Origin of the sequence: Streptomyces sp. NPDC101110 (assembly GCF_044759525.1) — a bacterium.
GTDB lineage: Bacteria > Actinomycetota > Actinomycetes > Streptomycetales > Streptomycetaceae > Streptomyces.
In genome coordinates this window covers 202,881-227,723 of the sequence record NZ_JBIVZM010000003.1, presented here as the reverse complement: position 1 = coordinate 227,723, position 24,843 = coordinate 202,881, and the positions used below count along the sequence as shown (strand labels likewise).

At 68.7% G+C, this 24,843-nt stretch carries 21 protein-coding genes; 4 read left to right on the top strand and 17 right to left on the bottom strand.

The features are described 5' to 3' along the window. Positions 1-22 precede the first annotated feature (22 nt). Together ACIQU3_RS07285 and ACIQU3_RS07280 are read right to left on the bottom strand one after the other, a co-directional pair. The gene (locus ACIQU3_RS07285) at positions 23-253 is read right to left on the bottom strand and encodes a helix-turn-helix domain-containing protein (RefSeq protein WP_403725958.1); all 231 of its coding nucleotides are present in this window, start codon (positions 251-253) and stop codon (positions 23-25) included. Beyond that, positions 253-750 carry a DUF2975 domain-containing protein gene (locus ACIQU3_RS07280; RefSeq protein WP_403923770.1) on the bottom strand — a complete coding sequence of 166 codons (498 nt, stop codon included), beginning with the start codon at positions 748-750 and terminating at the stop codon, positions 253-255. The genes ACIQU3_RS07285 and ACIQU3_RS07280 overlap by 1 nt, the downstream gene beginning before the upstream one ends. A gap of 196 nt (positions 751-946) precedes the next feature. Here ACIQU3_RS07280 and ACIQU3_RS07275 point away from each other — a divergent pair, with 196 nt between their 5' ends. Together ACIQU3_RS07275 and ACIQU3_RS07270 are read left to right on the top strand one after the other, a co-directional pair. Next, the gene (locus ACIQU3_RS07275) at positions 947-1,636 is read left to right on the top strand and encodes a GAF and ANTAR domain-containing protein (RefSeq protein WP_403725963.1); all 690 of its coding nucleotides are present in this window, start codon (positions 947-949) and stop codon (positions 1,634-1,636) included. A 466-nt stretch (positions 1,637-2,102) separates the two neighbouring features. Next, positions 2,103-2,960 (top strand): helix-turn-helix transcriptional regulator, encoded by an 858-nt coding sequence (locus tag ACIQU3_RS07270; protein WP_403725966.1) that lies wholly within the window; start codon positions 2,103-2,105, stop codon positions 2,958-2,960. On the opposite strand, the gene ACIQU3_RS07265 is transcribed toward ACIQU3_RS07270, so the two are convergent. Then, positions 2,945-3,214, bottom strand: a complete 270-nt coding sequence (locus ACIQU3_RS07265) for a DUF397 domain-containing protein (RefSeq protein WP_403924161.1) — start codon at positions 3,212-3,214, stop codon at positions 2,945-2,947. The two genes, ACIQU3_RS07270 and ACIQU3_RS07265, sit on opposite strands and share 16 nt — an antisense overlap. 318 nt (positions 3,215-3,532) lie before the next feature. Between ACIQU3_RS07265 and ACIQU3_RS07260 the strand changes: the two genes are divergently transcribed. Beyond that, complete coding sequence (locus tag ACIQU3_RS07260; RefSeq protein WP_403923767.1) at positions 3,533-3,745, top strand: hypothetical protein; 213 nt, start codon at positions 3,533-3,535, stop codon at positions 3,743-3,745. A 79-nt stretch (positions 3,746-3,824) separates the two neighbouring features. Here the strand turns inward: ACIQU3_RS07260 and ACIQU3_RS07255 are convergent, their stop codons facing one another. The 13 genes from ACIQU3_RS07255 to ACIQU3_RS07195 all read right to left on the bottom strand — a co-directional run bounded on the left by ACIQU3_RS07255 (position 3,825) and on the right by ACIQU3_RS07195 (position 22,270). After that, the gene (locus ACIQU3_RS07255; RefSeq protein ID WP_403923765.1) at positions 3,825-5,882 is read right to left on the bottom strand and encodes a restriction endonuclease; all 2,058 of its coding nucleotides are present in this window, start codon (positions 5,880-5,882) and stop codon (positions 3,825-3,827) included. Between the two features lie 269 nt (positions 5,883-6,151). Further along, complete coding sequence (locus tag ACIQU3_RS07250) at positions 6,152-8,116, bottom strand: TIGR03960 family B12-binding radical SAM protein (RefSeq protein WP_403725974.1); 1,965 nt, start codon at positions 8,114-8,116, stop codon at positions 6,152-6,154. A gap of 87 nt (positions 8,117-8,203) precedes the next feature. Next, positions 8,204-9,709, bottom strand: coding sequence for a CHAD domain-containing protein (locus tag ACIQU3_RS07245; RefSeq protein WP_403923762.1), 1,506 nt, complete (start codon positions 9,707-9,709; stop codon positions 8,204-8,206). A 66-nt stretch (positions 9,710-9,775) separates the two neighbouring features. Next, positions 9,776-10,384: a hypothetical protein gene (locus tag ACIQU3_RS07240; RefSeq protein WP_403725980.1), complete on the bottom strand. Its 609-nt coding sequence runs from the start codon at positions 10,382-10,384 to the stop codon at positions 9,776-9,778. Between the two features lie 22 nt (positions 10,385-10,406). Then, a complete protein-coding gene (gene rodA, locus ACIQU3_RS07235) occupies positions 10,407-11,609 on the bottom strand; it encodes a rod shape-determining protein RodA (RefSeq protein ID WP_403725982.1) in 1,203 nt (400 codons plus the stop codon). After that, complete coding sequence (gene mrdA, locus ACIQU3_RS07230) at positions 11,606-13,849, bottom strand: penicillin-binding protein 2 (protein ID WP_403725984.1); 2,244 nt, start codon at positions 13,847-13,849, stop codon at positions 11,606-11,608. Before mrdA ends, rodA begins: the two co-directional genes overlap by 4 nt. A 148-nt stretch (positions 13,850-13,997) precedes the next feature. Further along, positions 13,998-14,672 (bottom strand): rod shape-determining protein MreD, encoded by a 675-nt coding sequence (gene mreD / locus ACIQU3_RS07225; RefSeq protein WP_403725987.1) that lies wholly within the window; start codon positions 14,670-14,672, stop codon positions 13,998-14,000. A gap of 13 nt (positions 14,673-14,685) precedes the next feature. Further along, positions 14,686-15,633 (bottom strand): rod shape-determining protein MreC, encoded by a 948-nt coding sequence (gene mreC / locus ACIQU3_RS07220; RefSeq protein WP_403725990.1) that lies wholly within the window; start codon positions 15,631-15,633, stop codon positions 14,686-14,688. A gap of 143 nt (positions 15,634-15,776) precedes the next feature. Then, a complete protein-coding gene (locus tag ACIQU3_RS07215) occupies positions 15,777-16,796 on the bottom strand; it encodes a rod shape-determining protein (protein ID WP_004001297.1) in 1,020 nt (339 codons plus the stop codon). Positions 16,797-17,071: 275 nt separating this feature from the next. After that, on the bottom strand, positions 17,072-17,485 hold the full coding sequence (ndk, locus tag ACIQU3_RS07210) for a nucleoside-diphosphate kinase (protein WP_234845836.1): 414 nt from the start codon (positions 17,483-17,485) through the stop codon (positions 17,072-17,074). Positions 17,486-17,550: 65 nt separating this feature from the next. Continuing rightward, the gene (locus tag ACIQU3_RS07205; RefSeq protein WP_403725996.1) at positions 17,551-17,907 is read right to left on the bottom strand and encodes a DUF4233 domain-containing protein; all 357 of its coding nucleotides are present in this window, start codon (positions 17,905-17,907) and stop codon (positions 17,551-17,553) included. A 5-nt stretch (positions 17,908-17,912) separates the two neighbouring features. Next, positions 17,913-19,436, bottom strand: a complete 1,524-nt coding sequence (locus tag ACIQU3_RS07200; RefSeq protein WP_403725998.1) for a bifunctional folylpolyglutamate synthase/dihydrofolate synthase — start codon at positions 19,434-19,436, stop codon at positions 17,913-17,915. A gap of 203 nt (positions 19,437-19,639) precedes the next feature. Continuing rightward, the gene (locus ACIQU3_RS07195) at positions 19,640-22,270 is read right to left on the bottom strand and encodes a valine--tRNA ligase (protein WP_403726001.1); all 2,631 of its coding nucleotides are present in this window, start codon (positions 22,268-22,270) and stop codon (positions 19,640-19,642) included. 138 nt (positions 22,271-22,408) lie between these two features. On the opposite strand from ACIQU3_RS07195, the gene ACIQU3_RS07190 reads away from it, so the two are divergent. Beyond that, on the top strand, positions 22,409-23,371 hold the full coding sequence (locus ACIQU3_RS07190) for a hypothetical protein (protein ID WP_403923759.1): 963 nt from the start codon (positions 22,409-22,411) through the stop codon (positions 23,369-23,371). A 70-nt stretch (positions 23,372-23,441) separates the two neighbouring features. Here the strand turns inward: ACIQU3_RS07190 and clpX are convergent, their stop codons facing one another. Beyond that, positions 23,442-24,728, bottom strand: coding sequence for an ATP-dependent Clp protease ATP-binding subunit ClpX (gene clpX / locus ACIQU3_RS07185; protein WP_031114127.1), 1,287 nt, complete (start codon positions 24,726-24,728; stop codon positions 23,442-23,444). Between the last annotated feature and the right edge of the window lie 115 nt (positions 24,729-24,843).

Genomic DNA, 24,843 nt, shown 5'->3' with positions numbered 1-24,843 from the left:
GGGCGGATGCCGGTGTTCTCCATCAGCGCATGGCCGGCTCCGCGGCGTCTTCCGTCTCCCAGCGCAGCAGATCCCCCGGCTGGCACTCCAGCACCTCGCACAGCGCGGCGAGGGTGGAGAAGCGGACCGCCTTGGCGCGGCCGTTCTTGAGGACGGCCAGGTTGGCGGGAGTGATGCCTACGCGTTCCGCCAACTCGCCCACGGACATCTTGCGTTTGGCCAGCATCACGTCGATGTCGACGGCGATCGGCATCAGATGACCTCTTCCAGCTCTGCCTGCATCTGGGCCGCCTCGATGTCGCGTGCGACGGCCTGCGCGAGCAGCATCCGCAGGACGAGCACGACCAGGGCGACGCCCAGCACGGCCACCACCACCCCGCACAGCAGGAGAACCACCCCGGGAGCCACGGCCTCGCCCGGCGCGAGCACGACGGCGAGGGCGAAGACCAGCAGGGCGGCCGCCACGAACGCGCCGATCACGATGTGCACGTAGCGGAAGGCGGCGGTGGAGAACACCGTGCCGCGACGCACCATCGTCACCAGCCGCCACACGCAGACCACGACGACCTGAGCCGTCACGATACCCAGGACCGTGATCACGAGGATCGGGGTGCGCAGATACGCGTACTCGGGCCTGAGCCCGTTCATGTCGACGGCCAGCAGCGGCACCATCACCCCCTGCACGAACAACGATCCGGCGAGCAGCACCACGAGCACCCCACGCAACGCCGCCACGGCCAGCTTCCCCATCGCCACTCCTTCGATCGAACCGCGATGGAAATCTATCGAGATTCGATAGATGGCGCAAGGGGAGGCCCGTCTGAGCCAAGGGCTCGGTGTGCGCCCCTGCCGGTGTGTACGACCCGTGACACCGTGGCAGGAGGTAGGCAGACCCGGCACTCGGAGCAACCGGGACACCCGGAGCACCCGGACGAGGAGGACGACGGTGGACTGGCGCGTGTTTGCACAGCAGATGGCGTCCATGGCGCGCGACCTGCTGGCCCAGGAGACGGTCGGCGCCACCCTGCAGCACATCACCAGGGCGGCCACGCAGCGCGTGGCCGGGTGCGACGCGGCCGGCATCCTCCTCCTGCACGGCAAGCGCGTGGAGACGCTGGCCCCCACCGACGACATGGTGGTCGAGAGCGACCGGCTGCAGGAACGCCTCACGGAAGGCCCCTGCTTCGACGCGGCCCGGACCAGCTCCGGAGAGCGCGTGTTCCGCATCGCCGACTTCACCGCCGAGCAGGACCGCTGGCCCGCCTATGCCGCGCGCGCCCGCGAGCTGGGCGTGGGCAGCATGATGGGCTTCCTGCTGTACACCGAGGACGAGGACCTGGGCGCACTCAACCTCTACGCGCACCGACCGGGATCCTTCACCGACGACAGCGAGACGGCCGGCTGGCTGCTGGCCTCGCACGCCGCGGTCGCCTTCTCCAGCGCCCGCAGCCACGCCCAGATGGAACAGGCAATGGCCACCCGGCACACCATCGGCGAGGCCATGGGCATCCTCATGGGCAGCCACCGCCTCACGGAGGACCAGGCCTTCGACGTGCTGCGCCGCTACTCCCAGGAGAAGAACATCAAGCTCCGCGAGGTCGCGCGGCGGGTCTGCCACGAGGGCCGCCTGACCTGACGGCTCCCCCAGCACACATTCTGAACTGGGGGAACCTGGCCGGGCCGGCCCCCCGGGGGAGCGTCGCCCACTCGGCCTGCTCTGCGGGTCCCCCGTAGGACGGTCCTCTCACATCCCTGGTCCGCACACGTGCGGGCGCCATGCGAGCAAGGGGGCCGATGTTGCTCCATTTCCCCGATGTGCCGCGGGATCGGAGAGAGAAATTCCTGGGGACCGCCATCACTGAAGTCACCGGAAGTCACACGTGCGAGTGAATGCATCGATTATGCGTCCGCATGAGACGTAACAACGTTCCATTCTTTCTCACTCATCCCGTGCATACCTTCAGAATGGGCCGTGCCGACGCGGAGCCGTGAGGCATAGTGACACCTGGCAAAAATCCGCGTAGCCTTGCGACGCTGGTCGTCCTGAACACGGTCGGAGTGCCTGGCGGCGGTACGACCTGTGGCACCAGAAGGAGCTTTTCATGCCCGATGCCGACCCGATGTTCTACCGACACCTCCTGAGTTCTCAGCTTCAGGAGGCGCGTAAAAAGGCGGGGTATTCGCAGCCCGATGTTGCGCGAGAGACTGGATGGTCCCTGTCGAAAGTCATGCGGCTGGAGTCGGGCAGGGTGAAGATCTCCATGACCGACCTCAAAGCGCTGATCAACTTTTATGAACTGGACCAGGACGGCAAGGAGAAATTGCTTCGCGCCGGGGAGGAAGCACGCCGGCAGCCCTGGTGGCACGAGTACCGGTCCCTGCTGTCGGAGGGATTTCAGTCCTACCTCGGGTACGAGGCGTCCGCGTCCGTGATCCGGAACTTCGAGGCGCTGTTCGTCCCCGGCCTGCTGCAGACCGAGGAGTACGCTCGCGTCGCCCTTCAGCAGTCCGTGGTGCCTGAGAAGGAGGAACTGCTCGACCTCCGCCTGAAGCGCCAGGAACGCATGCTGGACGAATCATCGAGCACCGAGCTGCGATTCCTGATCGACGAGGCCGCGCTCCGACGCGTGGTGGGCAGCAGCGAGTTGATGGAGGACCAGATCCGGCACCTGCGACAAGTCAGCGCGCTGGAACACGTAAGCATCGGGGTGGTGCCTTTCAGCAGCGGGCTGTACCCCCTGCTGCGTTCGCCCTACGTCATCTTCGAGTTCGCCAAAGCCGAGCAGGAACGGGTGGTGTATCTCGAGAATCCCGACGGAAGCGTCATCCTCAACAACAAGGCGATCGTCGGCGTGCAACGGAGCGTCGAGAACTACCTCGAGGCTTTCTGGGAGATCGAGAACCGTTACGCCCAGCCCATCACCGAGTGGAGCGCAAATCTGCCTCAGCTCGCCGCATAGCGCCGGGACAGGGAATCCAGAAAGGAGGCCCACGCCGTGGAACCAACCGCAAGGCAGGGCCCCTCGGACACTTTTGAATCCCTGACCATGACAGGGCGGCCCAGAAGGACTTCGACGCAGTTTTCCGGCCCACTGGCGGAACTCTTCCGCCACTCCGATGTCGGATCCGGAAAGGTCACGACTCCCCCAATCCCGCACTGCAGTACCGACGGCACAGTCAGGCCCCTGGCCGTCAGTATGACGGCAGGCGTCATGGCTGCCAAGGCCACCGAAAACGGATGATCCCGAAGCCGAAGAAGGGGACGGCCATGGAAAATTGACCAGCACATGGTGCTCCGCAAAGCGGCAAGCTTCTTTTCGGCCAAGCAAGCGGAGAGTTTTCACAGCGAGAAGGGGAGCGCTCGGTCAGCCGGCAAGCATCGTCCGAGTACTCCCCCACCGCGAAGCGCCCTCGTCCACTCGAATGAACCAGGAAGCCTCATGGCAGATAGTAACGCGAGTCGTGTCACCCGCCAGAGCCACGGCTGGGCATTCCCCACCGGCCCCATAGCAAGTCCGGGGGGAGGCACCTCATGACTCAGTTGCCGCCTCCTCCTGCCGGGGGGCTGTCGCAGCGAGCCCTGCTCATCATCATCGCCTTACTGCTCGGCCTCCTCACAGGCCTCACAGCGGGCGTACTCGCCGTCCTGCTCCACGCGACGATCCTCGGTGCGGTGACCTGTGCGGGGGGCGCGTTCATCGCCGTCACGATGCTGCTGTTCAGGATCTGTGAACTCCTGCGCTGACCCCCACCACCTGCTGTCGGCCGCCCCTCACGACGGGCCGACAGCAGGACCGGACGCGGTACGCGTCAGCAGCGGTGCGTTACTCCACATCTATGCCGTAGTCCCGAACGAGCTGCTCCAGGCCGCCCGTGTAGCCCTTCCCACCCAGTACGAAGTCCCAGTCACCGCTGGGCCTGCGCCGGAAGGAACCGAGCACCAATGCGGTCTCCCGGGTCCGCCCCTCGGAGACCTCCAGCAGATCGAGCTCGGTCATCGTCGGATCGAGCAGCCGGATGTGTGCATCGGTGAAACCGGAAAGATCGGCCTCCGGATTCACTTCCGGATCCACAGCCGCCACCAGCACCAGCCGATCGGCCGCCTCCGGCAGCGCGTCGAAGGCGACACGCATGGCCGCCTTGTCCGGCTCCGCAGCCGGCAATGCGCGCACCGAACCGTCCGGCGTCTGCGCGTTGTTGAAGAAGACGAAGTGGTCTTCGCTGAGGACTCGGCCGCCACGGCAGACCAGCGCGCACACGTCGACTGCGACGTTGCCGGACCACGTCATGCCCAGCACGTTGTAGTCGTCCGCCGGAGCCGCAGCGCTGGACCGTGCCGGCTGCGCCGGGGCCGCCGCTCCTTCATCTCCCAAGCGTCCACGCAGCCCATGCCTGTGCAGCAGGTCGACGAGTTCGCCGCCCGGGATCAGCTCCAACGGCTTGCCCCTGGCGAAGGTGTGAGAGCCCGGACCGAAACCGGACGTCGTCACCAGAACACCCTTGTTGGCGCCGACGTCCTGGACAGTGCCGTAGAGGTCGCGCACCGCCGTGGGCGGCACCGTGTTGCGGTAGCGCTTCACCTGGACGACGATCTTGCCGCCGCGGATGGGAGTCGGGTCCATGGCGTCGACGTCCACACCACCGTCGTTCGAGCGCTGGGTCGTCACGGCCTGCATACCCATGGCGCGGAACAGGTCGGCGACGAGGGACTCGAAGGCGATCGGATCCATGTCGTACAGGTTCGGCTCGTGATCGCCACCGTGGGCGGCCACGGGGCTGCCGACGTCCTGGGGCTGCCGACTCGGCCGCACGGCGGTGAGCTGGTCGGGTCGGCCCGAGATCTGCCCCCTCAGCGCGTCGGTCAGGCAGCTGACCGGGTCCACCTGCTCCAGATGCAGATCCGTGAAGGCCGCCCGCGGAGCCATGACAGTTACGAGGAAGACGCAGGCACGCCTGCCTGTCGCCGGGTCATGGGCGTCCACGAAGCCGTTCAGAGCCACCGAGTCCAAGACGCCGTACTCGTCCGCCGTGAACAGTTGGTGCAGCACCAGCAGCACGCTCTGCGCCAGTACTTCCCGATACAGCGCACGGCGCTGGGTCACAGGACGGGCCGTGTCCTTGAACTGATCCTGCCCGTACATGTACTTCACCGACTTCGCCTCCGGGACGACGCCATAGCCGGGAAGTTCCCAGTCCAGCACCAACTGCCGCCCCGCTGCGTCGTATGCCGCAGCCACCTGGCGAGGAAAGCCCTCCGGCCAAGCTGTCGACGCGTAGAGCGCAGCGGAGAAGTACTCGACCACCGAGTCCGGGTCGCCCCGCCTGACTCCTTCGGCCACTTCCACGACCCCGGCATTGTGCCGACGCACCTCGGCACGCTGAGACTCCGCCCGCTGGTCGTGGTCCCGCCGCAAAGCGGCTAACTGCTCCTGCCGCTGGGCCTCGGCGACCTGGGCGGCATGCCAGTCCTGCTCGAACCGGGCCCGCGCCTCGGCTTGTGCCCGCGCCCGCTGGCCGGTGGTCCAGCCGCCCTGGGCCTGGTACTGGTTCGGGTCGGGCATCCGCACCGGCCAGGCGAGCGGTCCCGGATCGAGCGGTGGGATGTCTTCCGCTCGCATGAGAGACGATGACCTGAAGGCCGGCGCCTGGCAGCCCGTGGTCAGCAGACTCTGCAGGGCTGCGACCTGGGCTTCCAGTTCCTCCGTGCGTCGCCGGGCCTCTGCCTGGCGGTACTCACGGTGGCCTTGCGCGGCCAGCCGCTGGTACTCCCGGGCCTGCCGTGCCTCCTCCCGGCGCTGTCTCGCTTCGGCTTCCACCTGACGTTGCTGCTGCCGCTGCATCTCAGCCCACGCACCGACAAAACCAGCAGAGCGACGACTCATGCGCTACAGGCCCTCCCCAGGACGTCGGCCCAGCCGACCACGCTCTGATTGCTCCCGCAACCAGTAGTGACAAAACGACTGTATCCAGCAATCGCCGTCCTGAATATCAAGTTGCCAAAGCGATCAGAACGAATCGTTCGGGCAGGTCAGCGCAGACCGGCTGAGGACGTCATCGGGCGCCGGACACGCCTGAGCCCCCTCCGGGATGAAGGGGGCTCAGTGGTCGCGAGCTTCAGCGCAGCTCCGACAGGGCCAGCGCCTCACTCACCTCAGTGCGCATGCCCGCCCGGAGTGGGGGCGGCGTTCTTGACCGTCAGGGGCAGCAGCTTCTTGCCCGTCGGGCCGATTTGGATGCTGGTGTCCATCTGCGGACACACCCCGCAGTCGAAGCACGGTGTCCAGCGGCAGTCGTCGACCTCGGTCTCGTCGAGGGCGTCCTGCCAGTCCTCCCAGAGCCAGTCCTTGTCCAGGCCGGAGTCGAGGTGGTCCCAGGGGAGGACCTCCTCATAGGTGCGCTCGCGGGTGGTGTACCAGTCGACGTCGACGCCGAAGGGGGCCAGGGCCTTGTCGGCGCAACCCATCCAGCGGTCGTACGAGAAGTGCTCGCGCCAGCCGTCGAAGCGGCCGCCGTCGTCGTAGACCGCGCGGATGACCGCGCCGATGCGGCGGTCGCCGCGGGAGAGCAGGCCCTCGACGATGCCGGGCTTGCCGTCGTGGTAGCGGAAGCCGATCGAGCGGCCGTACTTCTTGTCGCCGCGGATCTTGTCCCGCAGCTTCTGCAGACGGGCGTCCGTCTCCTCGGCGGAGAGCTGCGGGGCCCACTGGAACGGCGTGTGCGGCTTGGGGACGAAGCCGCCGATCGAGACCGTGCAGCGGATGTCGTTGGAGCGGGAGACCTCGCGGCCCTTGGCGATGACCTTCGTCGCCATGTCGGCGATCTGCAGGACGTCGTCGTCGGTCTCCGTCGGCAGGCCGCACATGAAGTACAGCTTCACCTGGCGCCAGCCGTTGCCGTACGCCGTCGCGACCGTGCGGATCAGGTCGTCCTCGGAGACCATCTTGTTGATGACCTTGCGGATGCGCTCCGAACCGCCCTCGGGGGCGAAGGTGAGGCCCGAGCGGCGGCCGTTCCTGGTCAGCTCGTTGGCCAGGTCGATGTTGAAGGCGTCCACGCGGGTGGAGGGCAGCGACAGGCCGATCTTGTCGTCCTCGTAGCGGTCGGCGAGGCCCTTGGCGATGTCGCCGATCTCCGTGTGGTCGGCGGAGGACAGGGACAGCAGGCCGACCTCCTCGAAGCCCGTCGCCTTCAGACCCTGCTCGACCATGTCGCCGATGCCCGTGATGGAGCGCTCGCGCACCGGGCGCGTGATCATGCCGGCCTGGCAGAAGCGGCAGCCGCGGGTGCAGCCGCGGAAGATCTCCACGGACATGCGCTCGTGGACCGTCTCGGCCAGCGGGACGAGCGGCTGCTTGGGGTAGGGCCACTCGTCGAGGTCCATGACGGTGTGCTTGGAGACCCGCCACGGCACCCCGCTGCGCTTCGGCACGACACGGGCGATACGGCCGTCCGGCAGGTACTCGACGTCGTAGAACCCGGGCACGTACACCCCGCCCGTCTTCGCCAGGCGGAAGAGGAGTTCCTCTCGGCCGCCGGGGCGGCCCTCCGCCTTCCAGGCGCGGACGATCGCGGTGATCTCCAGGACCGCCTGCTCGCCGTCGCCGATCACCGCGCAGTCGATGAAGTCGGCGATCGGCTCGGGGTTGAACGCCGCGTGACCGCCGGCCAGGACGATCGGGTCGTCGACGGTCCGGTCCTTGGACTCCAGCGGGATGCCGGCCAGGTCCAGGGCGGCCAGCATGTTCGTGTAGCCCAGCTCCGTGGAGAAGGACAGGCCGAACACGTCGAAGGCCTTCACGGGCCGGTGGCTGTCGACCGTGAACTGCGGGACGTGGTGCTCCCGCATGAGCTCCTCGAGGTCCGGCCACACGCTGTAGGTGCGCTCGGCGAGGACGCCCTGCTGCTCGTTGAGCACCTCGTAGAGGATCATGACGCCCTGGTTGGGCAGACCGACCTCGTAGGCGTCCGGGTACATGAGCGCCCAGCGGACGTCACAGGAGTCCCAGTCCTTGACCGTGGAGTTGAGCTCTCCGCCGACGTACTGGATCGGCTTCTGCACATGCGGGAGCAGAGCTTCGAGCTGCGGGAAGACCGACGCAGCGACTTCGGCAGGCATGTCGCGCACCTTCGTGAGCTGGACTGAACTGACAGGGGTGACCATCCAGACTAACGCGGTCGCGGGGTACCTCCGTACGCCGGAAGATCAGAGGGCCGCCCCGACGTCCTTGATCCCGTCCCAGAAGCCGGGCAGTTCGGCCTCCACGCGCACCGCCCGCTGCTCCTCGCGCTCGTGGAGAAGGCCGTAGGTGAAGGCGCTCTCCCCCGCCGCGTGGGCGACCGCCGACAGCTCGCGCAGGGCCTGCCGTGCCATGACGCTGTCCTGGTGCTCGCCGAGCAGGTTCTGCAGGGCCTTCATGGACTTGACCATGGTCTTGGCCGGCTTGCCGAGGACCGGTTCGGCCGCCTCCGCCGCGTAGCGGGTGCGCTTGGCCTTCTTGCGGGCCTCGTGCAGCGCGACGTCCCGGTCGGTGCCGGGTTCCAGCTCCGCCGCCCGTTCGACCAGCTTCGAGACCTTGCGGAAGTCCTTCCGCACGGCCTTGGCGACCGGCTTGCGGGCTTCCTTCCCGGCGGCCTTCAGCAGGGGCGGGTCGGCGATCAGGACGTCGAGGGTGTCGAGCAGGGTCAGGTAGCGGCGGGAGTCCAGGACACCGAGGAGGCGGCCTCGGGCCCCGCCGTGCTCGGCGCTCGACCAGGAGCGCACGCGCTCAAGGACCGGGCCCCGCACCAGCTCCGCGGGCACCTCGCCGACGGCCGACGTCAGCCGCTCGGTCAGCACCTCGCGGTCCCGGTCCCGTCCCAGCTCACCGGCGAGCCACTTCAGCTCGTCGGCGACCGGATCGGTGACGGCCCGGTCGAGGATCTTGCCGAACGACCTGAAGGTGCTGCGCAGCCGGCGGGTGGCCACCCGCATGCTGTGCACGGAGTCCTCAGTGTCCCGGCGGACGGCGGGGTCGAGGGCGACGATCGCGTCCCGCTGGGTGCGCGCGTAGGCGAGCACATGGTCTCCGGCGGTCACGGGTTTGCGGTCGCGGGTGGACCTGCGCCGCTTTCCCGGTGCGGTCTCCTCCAGGGCGCGGACCAGTTTCGACGATGACGTCGACGGTCGGACGCCCGCCTTGCGCAGCCGCTTGTCGATCTTGTCGAGCAGGGCCGGGTCTCCCCCGTCGGCGAGTTCCACCTCGATCTCGGTCCACCGTGCTTCTCCGCCGCGTCCGGTGAGCCGCTCGGCGTGCACGGTGTCCACGCTCACCTCGGCGAGCAGCCGTCCGTCGGCGTCGAGCAGGTGGCGTACGTCGCGGTCGGAGCGCAGCCGGACCACCGGGAGCAGCTCGCTGTCGCGGACGCGGGAGCGGACCAGCGCGGCGAGCTCGTCGGGGAGGGTGTCGGTGAGCGGGGCGCGGATTTCGTCGCGGACGCCCGGAGCGACGGGGAACTTGAGGTGCCAGCCCGCGTCGGAACCGCCGGTGCGACGGCGCAGGGTGACGGACGAGGCGGCGAGACGTTCGTCCGCGGTGTCGTGGTAGGTGGCGTCGAGGTGGGCGATGCCCTTGTCGACCACGGACGCGACCACGGCGACGCGGGTCAGGTCGGGAAGCCCGCTCTCGTCGGATTCGTACTTGCGCTCGATCTCGCGTTTCGTCTCCGCCATGGATCAAATCTAGTGGCCGACGGGCCGGGACAGCAGTGGTGGGCGTCCTCCCGAGGGCTGTCACGCTCAGGTCGTCAGCAGGGCCCGCATCTTCTCGCCGTCCGGGAACGGCGCGTCCTTGACGGTGCGGGAGACGAGGTGGACGTGGGCGTCCTCGAACTGGTGGTACGACAGCGGCTCCGGGCCCTGGCCGACGATCAGCACGTTGTGCTCCAGGCGCCAGCTGACGTACCGGGTGTCGTACCGGGGCTGCCGGATGTCGTGGTCCGGCAGGCCGAGCCGGTCGGTGAAGCGCTGCACGACGGCGGCGAAGTGCGCGTCGAACTCCGGCCGCCAGGCGCCCTGCTCGCTGGTCCAGCCGGGCATGGGACCCCAGCAGTCCTCGTCGAGCAGGCCGCCGTCGACCGAGTAGAGGTAGGCGAAGGGAAGGCGGAGCGCACCGTCGCCGTCACAGGTGACGAAGTGCCCCTGCGGGCTGACATGGGTGGCGTCCGGGACGTCGGGTGTGTCCTCGTACGCCGGTCCGCTCACCGCCTGCGACCAGTCGGGCCAGCCGGCCGCCCGCATCCGCGCCTCGATGGCGTCGTCGTCGGTCAGGTCCAGCTCCGCCAGGGCGAGGAGCTGGCTCACCAGTTCCTCGGTCACCGGGCACCGGGCCACGTACTCCCCGGACATGTCCGCTCCCCCTCCCGGGATGCTAGGCCGACATCGGCCGCTGCACCCTGATCGACTGCAACAACCCCACCGCTATCCACACGGCGAACATCGACGATCCCCCGTACGACACGAACGGCAGCGGCAGGCCGGTGACCGGCATGATGCCGAGCGTCATGCCGACGTTCTCGAACGTCTGGAAGGCGAACCAGGCGACGATGCCCGCGGCCACCACCGTGCCGTACAGGTCGGTGGTCTCCCGGGCGATGCGGCAGGCCCGCCACAGGACGATGCCGAGGAGCACGATGATCAGGCCGCCGCCGAGGAAGCCCAGTTCCTCCCCTGCCACCGTGAAGACGAAGTCCGTCTGCTGTTCGGGCACGAACTGGCCGGTGGTCTGCGAGCCGTGGAAGAGGCCGGAGCCGGTCAGGCCGCCCGAACCGATGGCGATGCGGGCCTGGTTGGTGTTGTAGCCGACGCCGGCCGGATCGAGCTCGGGGTTGGCGAAGGCGGCGAAGCGGTTGATCTGGTACTCGTCGAGGATCCCCAGCTGCCAGACGGTGACCGCGCCGAGGGTGCCCGCGCCGAGCAGGCCGAACACCCAACGGTTGGACGCCCCGGAGGCCAGCAGCACGCCGAGCACGATGATGACCATCACCATGACCGACCCGAGGTCGGGCATCAGCATGACGATCAGCATCGGCACGGCGGCCAGGCCGAGGGCCTGCACGACCGTGCGGTGGTCGGGGTACTGCTTGTCGCCCGCGTCGACCCGGGCCGCCAGCAGCATCGCCATGCCGAGGATGATCGTGACCTTGACGAACTCCGAGGGCTGGAGCGAGAAGCCGCCGGGCAGCTTGATCCAGGAGTGGGCGCCGTTGATCGTGGAGCCGAGCGGGGTCAGCACCAGCAGGATCAGCAGCAAAGAGAAGCCGTACAGGACCGGCACGGCCGTGCGCAGGGCGCGATGGCCGAGCCAGATCGTGCCGGCCATCAGGGCCAGGCCGATGCCGGTGTTCAGCAGGTGCCGGATGAGGAAGTAGTACGGGTCGCCCTGGTTGAGCTCGGTGCGGTTGCGGGTCGCCGAGTAGACGAGGAGCGTGCCGAGCAGCGACAGGGCCAGTGCCGAGAGCAGGATCGGCCAGTCGAGCCGCCGTGCCACCGAGTCGCGGGCCAGCAGCCGTGTCCAGCCGGTGCGCTCGGGTCCGTAGCCGGAGACCTGGAAGCTGTTCACTCCGCCGGTCATGCCGGCCACCTCCGGCTTCCCCGGCGGCGGCGCCTTCGGGTGTTGCGGTTCTCGGGGGACGGCGGGGCCGACGTGACCGGCTGGAGCGGGTCCGCCGGGGCGTTGGGGTCCTTCTTGTCCGCCTGGCGGTCCTTTGCCGCGTCCTTGGGAACCTTCGGGGAGGCGATGGTGCCGTCCGTCTTGATCTTCGGCAGGGTCTTCTGCGGCGTGGGCAGCAGGGCCTTCTTCGTATCGATGTCGCCGTCCTCGGAGACGCCGTACAGCGCGTTGTAGATGTTGCGGACGGCGGGGCCCGAGGCGCCGGAGCCCGTACCACCCTGGGAGATCGTCATGACGATCGAGTAGTCCTTGGTGTACGTGGCGAACCAGGAGGTCGTCTGCTTGCCGTAGACCTCCGCCGTACCCGTCTTGGCGTGCATCGGGATCTTGTCCTGCGGCCAGCCGCCGAACCTCCAGGCGGCCGTACCGCGGGTGGCGACTCCCGCGAGGGCTTCGTCCACCTCGTCGCGCGTCTTCTGCGTCATCGGCAGCCTGCCGTGCGACTCGGGCTTGATCGGCGAGACGGTCTTGCCGTCGGCGCTGATGACGGCCTTGCCGACGGAAGGGTTGTACAGGGTGCCGCCGTTGGAGATGGCCGCGTAGATGGTGGCCATCTGGATGGGCGTGACGAGGGTGTCGCCCTGGCCGATGGAGTAGTTGACGGAGTCACCGGCGCGCATGCGGTTGCCTTCGAGGCAGTTCTCGTAGGCGATCTTCTCGGCGTAGCTGCCGTTGCGCTTGCCGGTGCGGCACCAGGCGTCCTTGTTGGCCTTCCAGTAGTTCAGCTTCCACTGGCGGTCGGGGACGCGGCCGGTGACCTCGTTGGGCAGGTCGATGCCGGTTTCCTTGCCGAGGCCGAACTGGTGGGCGGTCTTGTAGAACCAGTCGTTGGCGTTCTTCTTCGGCTTGGTGCCGCCGTCGCGCTTCCACTCCTCGTGGGAGAGCCGGTAGAAGACCGTGTCGCAGGAGACCTCCAGGGCGCGGCCGAGGCTGATCGGGCCGTACCCCTTGGACTCGAAGTTCTTGAAGACCTGGCCGCCGATCGAGTACGAGCTGGAGCAGTCGTAGGGGCCGTTGAAGGAGTAGCCCGCGTTGACCGCGGCGGCGGTCGGGACGACCTTGAAGATCGAGCCCGGTGCCGACTGGCCCTGGATGGCGCGGTTGAGCAGCGGGTAGTTGCTGCTCTTGCCGGTGAGCCGCGCGTAGTCCTTGGCGGAGATGCCGCCCACCCAGGCGTTCGGGTCGTAGGTGGGGTTCGAGGCCATGGCGACGACACGGCCGGTCTTGGCCTCCATGACGACCACGGCGCCGGAGTCGGCCTTGTAGTTGGTGCCCGTGTTGCGGTCGTGCTGCTTGCGGGCTTCCTTCATGGCCTCGTTCAGCTGGTACTCGGCGATCCGCTGGACCCGGGAGTCGATGCTGGTGACGAGGTTGTCGCCGGGGTGGGCCGGGTCGGCTTCGGCCTGGCCGATGACCCGGCCGAGGTTGTCGACCTCGTAGCGGGTGACGCCGGCCTTGCCGCGCAGGGCCTTGTCGTACTGGCGCTCCAGGCCGGAGCGGCCGACCTGGTCGGAGCGCAAATACGGCGAGTTGGTGTTCTGCGCCTTCTTGATCTCCTCGTCGGTGACCGGTGAGAGGTAGCCGAGGACCTGGGCGGAGTTGGCCTTCCCGGGGCTCGCGTAGCGGCGCACGGCCTCCGGCTCGGCGGTGATCCCGGGGAAGTCCTCGGCGCGCTCGCGGATCTGCAGGGCCTGCTTGGCGGTGGCCTCGTCGGTGATCGGGATGGGCTGGTAGGGCGAGCCGTTCCAGCAGGGCTGGGGCGTCTTGGCGTCGCACAGCCGGACCTTCTCCCGGACCTCCTTGGGCGTCATGCCCAGGACTCCGGCGAGCTTGGTCAGGACTTCCTCGCCGTCGTCCTTCATCTTCAGCAGTTCCGTGCGGGACGCGGAGACGACCAGCCGGGTCTCGTTGTCCGCGAGGGCGACGCCGCGTGCGTCCAGGATGGAGCCGCGGACGGCCGGCTGGACGACCTGCTGGACGTGATTGCCCGACGCCTCCTTGGCGTAGGCGGCGCCCTCACGGATCTGGAGGTACCAGAGCCGGCCGCCGAGGGTGAGCAGGAGGGAGAGGACGAGGACCTGGATGACGACGAGCCGGATCTGGACCCGCGAGCTCCTGCCGGTCTCGGGAATGTTGGTCACTGCGGCTGCCTCCCCCTCTCGGTGCGCGTACGGATGTGCGGGTGCGACGGTGTGTCCGGGCACGGATGTGCGGATACGAGTGATGAACGACGGGCCCACGGGCCGGCGTTCCTCCCGGACCGATCCGTTCGGGTGAACTTCCCTGCGTTCACAGCCGCTTGACCCCCTTGATGCGCCCGGCGCGCGCCATCCGTGCCCGGGCGGCCTTCACGCGCAGCCCGTTGCGCTGGCTGCCGATCTTCAGGCCGGTGCCGCCGGAGAGCCAGCCGGAGGAGATGTCCGAGGCCTTGGCGGCGGCCGAGGTGGACTCGGCGAGCGGGTCGTTGTCGGCACGCCGGGCCAGCGCCATCACCCCCGGCACGACGAACGGGGCGAGCAGCAGGTCGTACAGGGCGGCCGTGAACAGCAGGCTGCCGAGGCCCACGTGGCGGGCTGCGGTGTCGCCGACCAGGGCGCCGACGCCGGCGTACAGCAGCGTGGAGGCGACCGCGGCGGCGACCACCACGACCATGGGGCCGGTCGCGGACTTCAGCCGGCCCGTCTCGGGCTTCACCAGACCCGCGAGGTAGCCGACGACGCAGAGCACGAGGGCGTAGCGCCCGGCAGCGTGGTCGGCGGGCGGGGCCAGGTCGGCGAGCAGACCCGCGCCGAACCCGACGAGGGCGCCGCCCACATGGCCGTACACCAGCGCGAGGCCGAGGACGGTGAGCAGCAGCAGGTCGGGGACGGCGCCCGGCAGGTGGAGGCGGGCGAGGACGCTCACCTGGACCACCAGGGCGATGACGACCAGGGCGGAGGAGAGCAGGATCCGGTTGACGCGCATGGGGTGACAGCTCCTACTGCTCTTGCTGGTTCTGGCCGTCCACGGGCGCCTCGGGGGACGGCGTCACGGTCACCGTCACCGTCGGCCTTGGGGTCGGCTTGGGCTTGGGCGGGAGCACCGTGTCACGCGGGTTCTTCTTCGGGGCCTCGACGACGACACCGACGATGTCGAGCTTGGTGAAGGCGGCGTACGGCGTGACGTACAGCGTGCGGGTCAGGCCGCCGCCGGAGGGGTCCACGCGGGACACCACGCCGACGGGCACGCCGGGCACGAACGGCCGGTCGGCCTGCGAGCCAAAGGTGACCAGGCGGTCGCCCTTCTTCACCTCGGCCTTGCCGTTGAGAAGTTCCACGCGCAGCGGACGGTCGCCCTGCCCGGAGGCGAAGCCGAGCTCGTCGCCGGACTCCATGCGGGTGCCGACCGTGAAGTCGGGGTCGCTGGCCAGCAGCACGGTGGAGGTGTCGGGGCCGACGGTGGTGACGCGGCCGACGAGCCCGTCCCCGTTCAGGACGGTCATGTCGCGCTTGATGCCGTCGTTGGCGCCGACGTCGACGGTGATGGTCCAGGAGAAGCCCTGCGCCGCTCCGATGGCGATGACCTGCGCGCCCTTGATGCCGTACTGGCCCTGGCCGGCGATCTTCAGCATCTTGTCGAGCTGCTTGAGGCGGCTGCGGCTGCGGTCGTCGCTGCCGAGCCGCGCTTTCAGGGCCGCGTTCTCCTCTTCCAGCGCGGCGAGCCGGTCGTGGCGATCCCCGGAGTCGCGGATGGCGGAGACCGCGTTGCCGACCGGGTCGACCGCGGCTGAGACGCCGCTCTCGATCGGGCCGAAGACCGTCGCCGCACCCTGCCGGGCACCGTCGACGGGCGAGTCCTCCCCACCGCGGATGTCCACCGTGATCAACGCGAACGCGATGGCGATCAGCAGCACCAGGAGCAGCCGGCTCTCTCGTGTGTCCCTCACGTGCGGCGGCCGTGCCCTTCCTCATAGGAATTCGGGAAGCCCCAGGGAAACCCGAGGGGCTGCTTTTGGGAGCTTATGCCTCTATATCAACGATCCGCCGTACGAGAGGAGATCGTCCCGTACGGCGGAATCGAAGAGTTATGTCATCTGCGCGGCTGGGCGTCCAGCACCTGCTGGAGCGCCTCGAACTCCTCGACGCACTTTCCGGATCCGAGCGCCACGCTGTCCAGCGGGTCCTCGGCGATGTGGATCGGCATGCCGGTCTCCCGGCGCAGCCGCTCGTCGAGGCCGCGCAGCAGCGCTCCGCCGCCGGTCAGAACGATTCCTCGGTCCATGATGTCGCCGGACAGCTCCGGCGGGCACTTGTCGAGGGTGGTCTTGACGGCGTCGACGATCGCGTTGACCGGCTCCTCGATCGCCTTGCGGACCTCGGCTGCGGAGATGACCACGGTCTTCGGCAGCCCGGAGACGAGGTCCCGGCCGCGGATTTCGGTGTGCTCGTCGGAGTCAAGGTCGTACGCCGAACCAATCGTGATCTTGATCTGCTCGGCCGTGCGCTCACCCAGCAGGAGGGAGTACTCCTTCTTGATGTGCTGGATGATCGCGTTGTCCAGTTCGTCGCCCGCGACCCGGATGGACTGGGCGGTGACGATGCCGCCGAGGGAGATGACCGCGACCTCCGTGGTGCCGCCGCCGATGTCGACCACCATGTTGCCCGTGGCCTCGTGGACCGGCAGGCCGGAGCCGATGGCCGCGGCCATGGGCTCCTCGATGATGTGCACCTGACGGGCGCCGGCCTGGGACGACGCCTCAATGACGGCGCGACGCTCGACGCCCGTGATGCCCGAGGGCACGCAGACGACGACCCGCGGACGAGCCAGATAGCGCCGCTTGTGGATCTTCAGGATGAAGTAGCGGAGCATCCGCTCGGTGATCTCGAAGTCGGCGATCACGCCGTCCTTCAGCGGCCGCACGGCAACGATGTTGCCGGGGGTCCGCCCGATCATCTTCTTCGCTTCGGCACCGACCGCGAGGATGCCACCGGTGTTGGTGTTGATCGCGACGACGGACGGCTCGTTGAGTACGATCCCGCGACCCCTGACGTACACCAGCGTGTTGGCGGTCCCGAGGTCGACAGCCATGTCACGGCCGATGAACGACATTGAGTTCCCCATCAGGATTCGTCTGGCCTTCCCAGGAGCTTTTGAGGGCTTTTCAGGTAGGCAAAGGTGGGTGCTGTGACGTGAAGGCTTCCATCGTAGACGCGCCTTCGCGAACACTGCGGGAGGGTCTCCGCCATTGTCAGCAGATGCCGACCGCATTCGCTTCTGGAGACGGGCGTTCGGGGCCCATCGTTCCCTCGATCGCCACGCATATGCCGCAAAGCCCGGGGGACTCGCCCCCAGACTCTGCCGTATGTGCTGGTGAGGTGCGGACGCTACGCCCGGCCGGGGAAGAAAATCTTCACCTCGCGCTCTGCGGACTCCTCGGAGTCGGAGGCGTGGATCAGGTTCTCCCGGACGATCACACCGTAGTCGCCGCGGATGGAACCGGGCGCCGCGGCGATCGGGTCGGTCGGGCCGGCGAGCGCGCGCACGCCCTCGATGACCCGCTCGCCCTCGACGATCAGCGCCACGACCGGGCCGGAGGCCATGAAGTCCACCAGCGGCTCGTAGAAGGGCTTGCCCTTGTGCTCACCGTAGTGCTGCTCCAGCGTCTCCTGGTCCAGGGTGCGCAGCTCCAGCGCGGTGATCGTCCAGCCCGCCTTGCGCTCGATGCGGCTGATGATCTCGCCGGTCAGGCCACGACGAACGGCGTCGGGCTTGAGGAGGACGAGGGTGCGCTGGCTCACGACGGGCTCCTTAGGGGTGAAGGTCTTGCGGTGGGACGAGATTACCCGGCGTGTCCGGAGGGCTGTTACGCAGCGTCAGCCGTGGAGGAGCCCGCCTGGGCCGCGAATCTCGCCTTCGCCTCGTCGATCTTCCGCCCGTAGTGGACGGACGCCCACCACAGGGCCGCGAAGACCGCACCCAGGAAGTACATGGTCGGCACGATGAACCCCGACGCGATGAGCGCGATCTGCAGCGCCCAGCCGAGGGCGACCCCGCCCGGCCGCGTCACCAGGCCGCACAGCACCAGACACAGGAACATCGCGACGCCGCTGACCGTCCAAACGGTCGCCATGGACAGGTCGGGGTCCTTCATGGCGACCAGACCGGCGAACCCGATGACGAAGAACTCGCCGATCAACGTCGAAGAACAAAGCGTGCGCACGGGACTCAGCCCCTCCCCAGGAGCAGTCGGGCCTCGCCGACGGTGATGACGGAACCGGTGACGAGCACACCGCCGCCGGAGAACTCGCCCTCCTCCTCCGCCAGCGTGATGGCGGCCTCCAGGGCGTCCGGAAGCCGCGGCTCGACCTGGACGCGCTCCTCGCCGAACACCTCCACGGCGATCGCGGCGAGCTCGTCGGCGTCCATCGCGCGATGGCTGGAGTTCTGCGTGACCACGATCTCGGCAAACACCGGCTCGAAGGCCTCCAGCAGCCCCCGCACGTTCTTGTCGCCGCTCGCGCCGACCACGCCGACGAGCCGGCTGAACTGGAACGCCTCCCCGATCGCCTCGGCGGCCGCCCGGGCACCCGCCGGGTTGTGGGCGGCGTCCAGCACGACCGTCGGCGACCGGCGCACGACCTCCAGCCGGCCCGGCGAGGCCACGGCGGCGAAGGCCTTGCGGACCGTGTCCAGATCCAGCGCGTCGGCCCGCTGCGCACCGACACCGAAGAACGCCTCGACGGCGGCGAGCGCGACGGCCGCGTTGTGCGCCTGGTGCGCGCCGTGCAGCGGCAGGTAGACCTCCGGGTACTCGCCGCCGAGCCCGCGCAGCGTCACCAGCTGCCCGCCGACGGCGACCTGCCGCTCGACGACGCCGAACTCCAGGCCCTCCCGGGCCACGGTCGCGTCCACCTCGACGGCCTTCTTCAGCAGCACCTGAGCCGCCTCGACCGGCTGCTGCGCCATGATGACCGTCGCACCCTGCTTGATGATGCCGGCCTTCTCCGTGGCGATCTCGGCGTGCGTGGTGCCGAGCCGGTCGGTGTGGTCGAGGTCTATGGGCGTGATCACGGCGACGTCCCCGTCGATCACGTTCGTCGCGTCCCAGGAGCCACCCATGCCGACCTCGACGACGGCCACGTCCGCGGGGGCGTCGGCGAAGGCCGCGTAGGCCATGCCGGTGAGCACCTCGAAGAACGACAGCCGGTATTCCTGGGCGGCGTCGACCATCTCCACGTACGGCTTGATGTCCTGGTACGTCTCGATGAACCGCTCGGCGGAGATCGGGGCACCGTCGAGGCTGATGCGCTCGGTGATCGACTGCACGTGCGGCGAGGTGTAGCGGCCGGTGCGCAGCTCGAAGGCGCCGAGCAGGGCCTCGATCATGCGGGCCGTGGAGGTCTTGCCGTTCGTCCCCGTGATGTGGATCGACGGGTACGACCGCTGCGGCTCTCCCAGGACGTCCATCAGCGCCGCGATACGGCTGACCGAGGGCTCCAGCTTGGTCTCGCCCCAGCGGGTGGCGAGCTCGGTCTCGACCTCGCGCAGAGCTTTGTCGACCTCGGGGTCGGCGGGGCGCGCGGGGATGTCGGCGTCGGGCGGACCGCCCTGGGTGCGCAGGGTGCGGCTGCCGGCTTCGATGACGGCGAGGTCGGGGTCGCGGTCGGTTTCCTCCGCGATGATCTCGTCGAAGGGGTCGAGGGGGTCGGGCTGGTCGTCGGCGTTGTGGTCTGGAGGGAGCTCGCTCACGGGGCCCAGTCTACGGAGACCGACTGACATTGTTTGCGGTGGCTTGTGACCGTGGGCGGCTGCGGGTCCATGGGAGTCGTTCGCGCCCACGCGGCGGAGCCGCACATCGATACAGCCCCGCGCCCCTGAGCGCATGTCCCCGAGGCATGCGTGAGGCCCCCGGGCCTGACGACTCCGGGGGCCTCACGAACCGTACGAACGGGCTATGCCTGCGGCAGCCTCTCCAGCTGGGACTGGATGCGGGCGATGTCCTCCTCCGCCTTGGCCAGGCGGGTGCGGATCTTGTCGACGACGTGGTCGGGGGCCTTCGCCAGGAACGCCTCGTTGCCGAGCTTGCCGTTGGCCTGGGCCTTCTCCTTCTCGGCCGCGGCGAGGTCCTTGGCCAGGCGCTTGCGCTCCGCCGCGACGTCGATCGTGCCGGACAGGTCGAGGGCGACCTCGGCACCGGCGACCGGGAGGGTCGCCGTGGCCGTGAAGGCGTCACCCTCGGGCTGGAGGCGGAGCAGCTGGCGGATGGCGGCCTCGTGCGGCGCGAACCGCGTGCCGTCGAGGGTCAGCCGGGCCGGGACCCGCTGGCCGGGCTGGAGGCCCTGGTCGGCGCGGAAGCGGCGGACCTCGGTGATGACCGACTGGAGGGACTCGATCTCGCGCTCGGCGTCGGCGTCGCGGAAGCCACTGTCCTTGGGCCACTCGGCGATGACGACCGACTCGCCGCCGGTCAGCGTCGTCCACAGCGTCTCGGTGACGAACGGGACCACCGGGTGCAGCAGCTTCAGCGTGACGTCGAGGACCTCGCCGAGGACCCGCTTGGAGACCTCGGCCGCCTCGCCGCCCGCCTGGAACGTCGTCTTGGACAGCTCGACGTACCAGTCGAAGACCTCGTCCCACGCGAAGTGGAACAGCGCGTCGGAGAGCTTCGCGAACTGGTAGTCCTCGTAGAACGCGTCGACCTCGGCGACGACCGAGTTGAGCCGGGAGAGGATCCAGCGATCGGTCGACGACAGCTTCGAGGCGTCCGGCAGCGGACCCTCGATCGTCGCGCCGTTCATCATCGCGAAGCGCGTCGCGTTCCAGATCTTGTTGGCGAAGTTCCGCGAGCCCTGGACCCAGTCCTCGCCGATCGGGACGTCGACACCGGGGTTGGCGCCCCGGGCGAGGGTGAAGCGCAGGGCGTCGGAGCCGTACTTGTCCATCCAGTCCAGCGGGTTGACCGCGTTGCCGAAGGACTTCGACATCTTCTTGCCGAACTGGTCGCGAACCATGCCGTGCAGGGCGATGGTGTGGAACGGCGGGGTGCCGTCCATCGCGTACAGGCCGAACATCATCATCCGGGCGACCCAGAAGAAGAGGATGTCGTAGCCGGTGACCAGGACCGAGTTCGGGTAGAACTTCGCGAGCGACTCGGTCTGTTCGGGCCAGCCGAGCGTGGAGAACGGCCACAGGCCGGAGGAGAACCAGGTGTCGAGGACGTCGGTGTCCTGACGCCAGCCCTCGGCCTCGGTGCCGGGCGGCTGCTCGTCGGGGCCGACGCAGACGACCTCGCCGTTCGGGCCGTACCAGACCGGGATGCGGTGACCCCACCACAACTGCCGCGAGATGCACCAGTCGTGGAGGTTGTCGACCCAGTCGAAGTAGCGCTTCTCCATCTCCTGCGGGTGGATCTTGACCTTGCCGTCGCGGACGGCGTCACCGGCCGCCTTCGCGAGCGGGCCGACCTTGACCCACCACTGCATGGAAAGCCGCGGCTCGATGGTGGTCTTGCAGCGCGAGCAGTGGCCGACGGAGTGGACGTAGGGCCGCTTCTCCGCGACGATCCGGCCCTCGGCGCGCAGCGCTGCGACGATCGCCGAGCGGGCCTCCAGCCGGTCCAGGCCCTGGAAGGGGCCGTGGGCGGTGATGACCGCGTGCTCGTCCATGATCGTCAGGGCCGGGAGGTCGTGGCGCTGGCCGATCTCGAAGTCGTTCGGGTCGTGCGCAGGGGTGACCTTGACGGCACCCGTGCCGAACTCGGGGTCGACGTGCTCGTCCGCGACGACCGGGATGGAGCGGTCGGTCAGCGGCAGCTTGACCAGCTTGCCGATCAGGTGCTTGTAGCGCTCGTCCCCGGGGTGGACGGCGACGGCCGTGTCACCGAGCATCGTCTCGGCGCGGGTGGTGGCGACGACGATGGTGTCGTCCCCGTCGCCGTACTTCATGGAGACGAGCTCGCCGTCGTCGTCCTGGTACTCGACCTCGATGTCCGAGATGGCCGTCAGACAGCGGGGGCACCAGTTGATGATGCGCTCGGCGCGGTAGATCAGCTCGTCGTCGTAGAGGCGCTTGAAGATGGTCTGGACGGCCTGGGAGAGGCCCTCGTCCATGGTGAAGCGCTCGCGCGACCAGGCGACGCCGTCGCCCAACCGGCGCATCTGGCCGCTGATCTGGCCGCCGGACTCGCCCTTCCACTGCCAGACACGCTCGACGAAGGCCTCACGGCCCAGGTCGTGGCGGGACTTGCCCTCCTTGGCGAGCTCCCGCTCGACGACGTTCTGCGTGGCGATGCCGGCGTGGTCCATGCCGGGCTGCCACAGCGTCTCGTAGCCCTGCATGCGCTTGCGGCGGGTCAGGGCGTCGATGAGCGTGTGCTCGAAGGCGTGCCCCAGGTGGAGCGAGCCCGTGACGTTCGGCGGCGGGATGACGATGGTGTAGGGCGGTTTGTCGCTCTTCTCGTCCGCCTCGAAGTAACCCCGCTCTACCCAGCGCTCGTACAGCGGCCCCTCTACGTCGGCCGGCGCGTACTGGGTCGGCAGGTCGGTGCTGGGCGCTGGTGGCTGCTGCTGAGCGTTCTCGGTCACGGGGGTCAGTTTAGAGGTGTCACGACCCCGTCCCGAAACGCGTTTCGTTTGTAACGGTGGGGGCCCCGATGCCATGCACACGGCGGGTCTGCGCCAGGATGTCCGGAACACATAAGCATCTGGAGGGGAACCCAGAACATGAGTTACAACCAGCCGGGCCCGTACGGCGGGCAGCAGCCCCAGCAGCCCGGCCCGTACGGCCAGCCGGGTCCGTACGGCCAGCCGCCGCAGGCACCCCAGCCCGGCTACGGCTACCCCCAGCAGGCCCCTCCGCCCCAGCCCGGCTACGGCTACCCGCAGCAGCCCCCGCAGGGCGTCCCGCCGCAGCAGGCCCCCTACGGCCAGCAGCCCCCTTACGGCCAGCAGCCGCCCTACGGCCAGGCCCCGTACGGCGTGCCCCAGCCCCCGGCCCCGGGCGGCGGCAAGAAGAAGGCGGGCCTGATCATCGGCGCGGTCGCGGTCGTGGCGGCGATCGGCGTGGGCGCGTACTTCGTGATCGGCGGCGGTGGCGGCGCGGGCGCCCTGGAGGACGACGGTCCGCACAAGCTGGCTACGCCGGCGAAGGTGCTCGGGGAGTACAACCGCATCACGAAGGACGGGCAGACGGTCGGTGACGACTCCACCAAGGAGTTGGAGAAGAGCGGCGTCAAGAACGGCAAGTCCGTGCTGGGCTCCTACTCCACGGTGGACATGAGCAAGTACGACCCGACCGATCCGTCGTCAGCCGCCCAGATGGCGACCGCCAAGGGCGTCACGTTCGTCGGTGTCTATGGCGAGGTCTCCGATCCTGAGGCGGCGCTGGACACGTTCTTCTCGAACTTCAAGAAGTCGTCGGAGGAAGGTTCCTCCAGCAGCGGCAAGAAGACCGAGCTGATCGGCGAGCCCGAAGAGGCCGATCTCGAGGGCGCGGTCATGAAGTGCCAGGCGGCCAAGGGGCAGGACCCGGCGACCAAGAAGGACAAGACCGACTGGTTTTGCGCGTGGGCCGACTACAGCACGGTCACGATGGTGTCGCCCGGCGAGGTCAGCGGAAACGTCTCCAAGGACGTCGCGATCGACATCACCACCAAGCTGCGCGCTGAGATCCGCGTCAAGGCCTGACGCCGCCAAGCGCACAAAGGGAAGGGCCCCGGTCATCGACCGGGGCCCTTCCCTTACGTCTACGTCTGCCTCACGCCGTCTTCTGCTCGCCCGGCCCCCGCCCCCGCGCGTCCCGCGGGATCAGGGTCGGGTTGACGTTCGACTGGACGACGTCCGCCGTGATGACGACGCGGGCCACGTCCTTGCGGGACGGGACCTCGTACATCACGCCCTGGAGGACTTCCTCCATGATGGCGCGCAGGCCGCGGGCGCCGGTCTGGCGGAGGATGGCCTGGTCGGCGATGGCTTCCAGGGCCTCGCGCTCGAAGTCCAGCTCCACGCCGTCGAGTTCGAAGAGGCGCTGGTACTGCTTCACCAGCGCGTTGCGCGGCTCGACGAGGATCTGGAGCAGGGCCTCGCGGTCGAGGTTGTGGACCGAGGTGATGACCGGGAGGCGGCCGATGAACTCGGGGATCATGCCGAACTTGACCAGGTCCTCCGGCATGACCTCCTGGAACTGGTCCTTGGACTCCATCTCGCGCTTGGAGCGGATCTGCGCGCCGAAGCCGATACCCTTGGCGCCGGCCCGGGCCTCGATGATCTTCTCCAGGCCCGCGAAGGCACCGCCCACGATGAACAGCACGTTCGTCGTGTCGATCTGGATGAACTCCTGGTGGGGGTGCTTGCGCCCGCCCTGCGGCGGTACGGAGGCCGTGGTGCCCTCAAGGATCTTCAGCAGGGCCTGCTGGACGCCCTCGCCGGACACGTCGCGGGTGATCGAGGGGTTCTCGCTCTTCCTCGCGACCTTGTCGATCTCGTCGATGTAGATGATCCCGGTCTCGGCCTTCTTGACGTCGTAGTCGGCCGCCTGGATCAGCTTGAGCAGGATGTTCTCGACGTCCTCGCCGACGTAACCGGCCTCCGTGAGGGCCGTGGCGTCGGCGATCGCGAAGGGGACGTTCAGCATGCGCGCGAGGGTCTGCGCGAGGAGGGTCTTGCCGGAGCCCGTGGGGCCGAGGAGCAGGATGTTGGACTTCGCCAACTCGATGGCGTCGTCGCGGCCGTTCGCCCCGCCGTTCTCACCGGCCTGCACGCGCTTGTAGTGGTTGTACACCGCCACGGAGAGGGCCTTCTTGGCGGCCTCCTGGCCGACCACGTAGCCCTCGAGGAACTCGTAGATCTCGCGGGGCTTCGGAAGCTCCTCCCAGCGGACCTCGCTGGTCTCGGCCAGCTCTTCCTCGATGATCTCGTTGCAGAGATCGATGCACTCGTCGCAGATGTACACACCGGGCCCTGCGATGAGCTTCTTGACCTGCTTCTGGCTCTTGCCGCAGAACGAGCACTTGAGCAGATCGCCGCCGTCACCGATGCGTGCCACGGTGTGCTTCCCCTTCGCCTGGGAGACTCCTGGACGTCGACGTCCAGCGGACTCCTGGTGCTGCCTTATGTCCGACGGTACCTTGCCGGGCCCCCCGTTCGGGCCCCCCTTGGCG

Coding starts and splice junctions, on each gene's coding strand:
- rodA (WP_403725982.1), bottom strand. CDS start 11,609: ATGACCGGCGGAGTGAACAGCTTCCAGGTCTCCGGCTACGGACCCGAG.
- ACIQU3_RS07190 (WP_403923759.1), top strand. CDS start 22,409: ATGAGTTACAACCAGCCGGGCCCGTACGGCGGGCAGCAGCCCCAGCAG.
- ACIQU3_RS07260 (WP_403923767.1), top strand. CDS start 3,533: ATGACTCAGTTGCCGCCTCCTCCTGCCGGGGGGCTGTCGCAGCGAGCC.
- ACIQU3_RS07270 (WP_403725966.1), top strand. CDS start 2,103: ATGCCCGATGCCGACCCGATGTTCTACCGACACCTCCTGAGTTCTCAG.
- ACIQU3_RS07280 (WP_403923770.1), bottom strand. CDS start 750: ATGGGGAAGCTGGCCGTGGCGGCGTTGCGTGGGGTGCTCGTGGTGCTG.
- ACIQU3_RS07255 (WP_403923765.1), bottom strand. CDS start 5,882: ATGAGTCGTCGCTCTGCTGGTTTTGTCGGTGCGTGGGCTGAGATGCAG.
- ACIQU3_RS07285 (WP_403725958.1), bottom strand. CDS start 253: ATGCCGATCGCCGTCGACATCGACGTGATGCTGGCCAAACGCAAGATG.
- ACIQU3_RS07240 (WP_403725980.1), bottom strand. CDS start 10,384: ATGTCCGGGGAGTACGTGGCCCGGTGCCCGGTGACCGAGGAACTGGTG.
- ACIQU3_RS07245 (WP_403923762.1), bottom strand. CDS start 9,709: ATGGCGGAGACGAAACGCGAGATCGAGCGCAAGTACGAATCCGACGAG.
- ACIQU3_RS07250 (WP_403725974.1), bottom strand. CDS start 8,116: ATGCCTGCCGAAGTCGCTGCGTCGGTCTTCCCGCAGCTCGAAGCTCTG.
- mreD (WP_403725987.1), bottom strand. CDS start 14,672: ATGCGCGTCAACCGGATCCTGCTCTCCTCCGCCCTGGTCGTCATCGCC.
- ACIQU3_RS07215 (WP_004001297.1), bottom strand. CDS start 16,796: ATGTCGTTCATCGGCCGTGACATGGCTGTCGACCTCGGGACCGCCAAC.
- ACIQU3_RS07265 (WP_403924161.1), bottom strand. CDS start 3,214: ATGACGCCTGCCGTCATACTGACGGCCAGGGGCCTGACTGTGCCGTCG.